Annotated in this window: 4 protein-coding genes; all 4 read left to right on the forward strand. The window is 52.3% G+C overall.

Features of this window, described 5'->3' with window-relative positions; genetic code table 11:
- On the forward strand, positions 1-760 hold a 760-nt coding region (metG, locus tag Q0413_RS04270; protein ID WP_298987654.1), incomplete at its 5' end, for a methionine--tRNA ligase subunit beta.
- Between the two features lie 2 nt (positions 761-762).
- On the forward strand, positions 763-1593 hold the full coding sequence (locus Q0413_RS04275; protein WP_298987656.1) for a hypothetical protein: 831 nt from the start codon (positions 763-765) through the stop codon (positions 1591-1593).
- Positions 1593-2582, forward strand: coding sequence for a hypothetical protein (locus Q0413_RS04280; protein ID WP_298987658.1), 990 nt, complete (start codon positions 1593-1595; stop codon positions 2580-2582). The genes Q0413_RS04275 and Q0413_RS04280 overlap by 1 nt, the downstream gene beginning before the upstream one ends.
- Positions 2583-2591: 9 nt before the next feature.
- A partial coding sequence (locus Q0413_RS04285) for a menaquinone biosynthesis decarboxylase (RefSeq protein ID WP_298987661.1) occupies positions 2592-4182 on the forward strand: 1591 nt, incomplete at its 3' end.

A 4182-nucleotide genomic window follows, 5' to 3' on the forward strand; every position in this document is an offset into this window, starting at 1 on the left:
TGCTCTTGCGAACGCTTCGATTGCGAAATACGAGCCGTGGAATTTGATGAAAAACGGCGAGCAAGATAGGGCGCTGGCTCTCGTCGCATTGGTTGCAAATATTTTGGCTAAAGTCGCCGTACTGCTAAGCCCTGCGATGCCGAAGACGGCGGCACGTATCGCAGACACGCTAGGCTTTGAAATATCCACGTCGCTTTATGAGAAGCTAGTGCTTCGCGGCGAAATTTTAGATTTTAAGGCTAAGCCGTGCGAGCCGCTTTTTACCAAGATCGATCACGAGCTAATGCCTAAAGCGGACTATGACAAGCTGGATGGCGCTGTAAATTCTACAAGCTGTTCGGGCACAGACGCCGCCGCAAAAGGCTCGCCAAGCTTAAACGCAAACGCTTCCGGCTCGGGCGCTACGGCGCAGGAAGCCGAAGGTATGGCACCCGAAACTCAAATCAAAATCGATGATTTTAAAAAATGCGTTATCAAAGTCGGCACGATTTTGGAGTGCGAAAACATTGAGGGCAGCGAGAAGCTACTGCGATTTATGATCGATTTGGGTGAGGAGAAGCCGCGTCAAATCATCAGCGGTATCGCGAAATTTTACGATCCCGCCGCGCTTGTCGGCAAGCAGATCTGCGTGCTGGCGAATTTAAAACCCGCTAAAATTTTTAAACATAGCAGCGAGGGCATGATTTTAAGCGCCGAGGACGGCAGCCTTACGCTGCTTAGCACTCTCGCGCCCGTAAAAAACGGCGCGATCGTAGGTTAGCGATGAGGGCTCTAGCGCGCAAGGCTTCGAAGCTCGCTATCTACGGCGCGGCTGGGCTCTGCGCGCAAAAAAGCGCCGCTTCGGATAAAATTTTAAAACTTTGTCGCGCACGCGGCCTTGCCGCAAAGATCGGCGCAGGCGGGCTTGTATGCGCCACGCCTTTGGCACTGAAGCTCGGCGCAGGAGTTGCTTTAAAATTTGCAGCGCGTAAAATTTTAACATTCGGCATTTGCGAGCTGTCGAAGTTCGCCGCTTTAAAATGTGCAAAGCTCGGCGCGCGCGCGGTCGTGCGCTCGTTTTCACGCACCGATAAATTTACAGGTGAGCGCACGAAAAAATATGCGAGCGCGGATGGCGAGAATTCTAATGCAAGCGTCACGCCGCACAGAAAGCGTACGGCAGATGTTTCTAGCGCGAGCATTAAAAAGGACGCCTCATTTTCCAAAAACGCCCATGCTAAAAAAAACGCAGTAACAAAAAGCGTGCCCGCAAAAAGATCTCCGCTTGCTAAAAAACCTGTACCTATCGCAAAAACCGCATCAACCGCTAAAAGTATCGCGCCCGCCGCAGCTTCTGTATCTGTCGCAAAATCAGCGTTCGTAAAAAACGCAGCGCAAAATAAAATTTCCGCGCCAAGCGCAAAAGCGATACCGGCTAAAAGTGCCTCTCAGAACGTAAAATCTCGCCGCATCGCAAAAAATACTGCTATGCTTGCCGTAATCGCCGCAAAAGACGCCGCAGCATCCGGCGCAACCTCCGCATCTACCGCAAAGCAGCCGCACCGCGCTGCAAAGAGCGCGCCCTTTAAAAGCTCTGCCGCAGGGAAGTCGTAATGGTAAATTTATTAAATTTAACCCGTATCGTAAACGGAACGATGCTGAATAATCCCGCAATCTCCGCGGTCGAGAGCTTTGCGATCGAGCCTGCAAAGGTCACGAAAAAGGGAGCTTTCATCGCACTCGGCGCAAACGAGCGCGACGTGCGCACCGCGATCGATAACGGCGCGTACGCGATCATTTTCGATAATAATTTCAAGCCGCTTAACGACGAGATCGCCTTTATCAAGGTCGAAAATTTATGCTCGGCGCTAGTGCGGCTGATAAAATTTCTGGGCGAGACGTGGCGGCACGGCTTCGTGCTGATAAACGAGGTGCAAAGCGAGATCCTGCGCTACACGAGCGTGCCGAAAAATTTGATGTTTGCGCCGCGCAGCAAGGGCGAACTTTTTATCAGCCTGATGAATGCTAAAGAGAAAAATACCTACTTCACCACCGACGGCGATCTTTTGCAAAGCCTCGGAATATCGCCCGTCACTATCCCCGCCAGCGACGATTTTAGGCTGCTTTACGGCGGCTCGATATTTTACAGCAGCTTCGTTTTCGGCGGGCTTTATTATTCAAACTTAATCTTTCCGCAGCTGTTTTTGCCCGAGCTATGCGGCGTGATCGAGTATCTCTCGCGCAAAAACATACCCTTTAAATTTCAAAACTTAAGCGCATTCGGCCATTTCGAGCCGATTTTTGTGGATAGATTTTTTAACGTTAGCTCGCTTGGCGGCAGCTACCGCGCCTTTATCGCTGAGAGCGATCCTGAGCTTTTTGCGCGCGAGGCGGAGTTTTTGCGGGCAAAATTCCGCGAAAAAATTATCGTCTGCGCTAGCTGGGAGGATCGCTTAGACGGCGTTAAGATAGACTTTCGCTTCAATAAGCTAAGCGCGCTAAAGAGCCTGCCCGAGTTTCACTACGCGCTGGTTTTTGCGGAGAAGAGCGCGATCGTGCAGCTTCTAAATCAAAAACCGCAAGAAAAAAATCTATTTTTTTAAAGGCAGCGGATGCAGAGCTTTGATGAAATTTTAAACGGAAATTTTTGGATAAAGAGGCTTTATGAAAACGGGCTTTTGCGCGAGGTGAAGGAGCAGATCGGCACCGAGCTTGAGATCGCGCACGCAAGCTATATCGAGGTTAAGCGCGAGCGCTCGCAGGCGCTGCTTTTTACGAACGTGCGAAACGCGCAGGGTAAACAGATGCCGCCGGTGCTAACTAATATTTTCGGCTCCTCCCCCGCTCTAAATTTAATCCTCGGTCGCGAACCTGACGAGATCGCCGCCGAGATTGAGGGCCTGCTAAAGCCGAAACGTCCGCAAAACTTCGGCGAAAAGCTTGATTTTTTAGCGCACTTAATCTCGCTTCGTAAAATTTTTGTAAAGCGCCTTAACGGTCGCGGCGAGTGCCAACAGGTCGCGCATCTGGGCGCTGATGTCGATTTGGGCGAGCTTCCCGTGCTTAAGACCTGGGAGAATGACGGCGGCGCGTTCATCACGATGGGGCAGGTTTATACGAAGGATCTGAACTCGCAAACGCAAAATCTCGGCATGTACCGCCTGCAAATTTACGGGCGCGACCGCTTGGGGATGCACTGGCAGATACACAAAGACGGCGCGGGCTTTTTCGACGAATACCGCAAAGCGGGGCGCAAGATGCCCGTATCCGTGGCGATCGGCGGTGATCCGCTCTATATCTGGTGCGGCCAGGCACCGCTGCCGAAGGGGATTTTTGAGCTGCTGCTTTACGGCTTCATCCGCCGTAGCCCCGCTCGCCTCGTAAAATCGCTTACGAATGAAATTTACGTTCCAGAGGGTGCGGACTACGTGATCGAGGGCTTTGTCGATCCCGCAGTAAGCGAGCCGGAGGGGCCTTTCGGCGATCACACGGGATATTACACGCCGGTAGAGCCATTCCCGGTGATGGAGGTTAGCGCGATCACGCACAAGCGCGCGCCCGTATTTCACGCCACCGTCGTGGGCAAGCCGCCGCTTGAGGATAAATTTATGGGGTACGCGACCGAGCGGATCTTTTTGCCGCTGTTTCGCACGAGCGCGCCCGATCTGATCGATTATAAAATGCCCGAAAACGGCGTATTTCACAATCTGATTTTGGCTAAGATCGCCGTGCGCTACCCCGCTGCGGCTAAGCAGATCATGCATGCGTTTTGGGGCGTGGGGCAGATGAGCTTCGTAAAACACGCCGTTTTCGTGCCGCAGGACGCGCCGAGCTTGGATGAGTACGAAGCGCTTACGAAGTACGTCCTAAACCGTCTGGGCGCGCGCAGCCTCGTTTTTAGCGAGGGCGTGTGCGATCAGCTCGATCACGCAAGCCCGAACTCCTGCTTCGGCGGCAAGCTCGGTATCGATGCGACGGTTAATCTAAGCTCGCAGGCGCCGCAAATTTTAAGCGATGAGGGGCTACTAGCTAAATTTCAAAGCGAGGAGCCCGCTATTTTAGCGCTTAAGCAGCATTTTTGCGATACGAAAAATCCGCTCGTGCTGATAAACATAGACAAAAAAGAGCTCGTAGAGCGGAGCTGGCGGCGGCTTTTGAAATTTAGCGAGCATTTTAAAATTTTGATTTTTACCGATGCGGGGA

This window comes from uncultured Campylobacter sp. (assembly GCF_938045465.1).
Taxonomy (GTDB): Bacteria; Campylobacterota; Campylobacteria; order Campylobacterales; family Campylobacteraceae; genus Campylobacter_B.

Coding starts and splice junctions, on each gene's coding strand:
- Q0413_RS04275 (WP_298987656.1), top strand. CDS start 763: ATGAGGGCTCTAGCGCGCAAGGCTTCGAAGCTCGCTATCTACGGCGCG.
- Q0413_RS04280 (WP_298987658.1), top strand. CDS start 1,593: ATGGTAAATTTATTAAATTTAACCCGTATCGTAAACGGAACGATGCTG.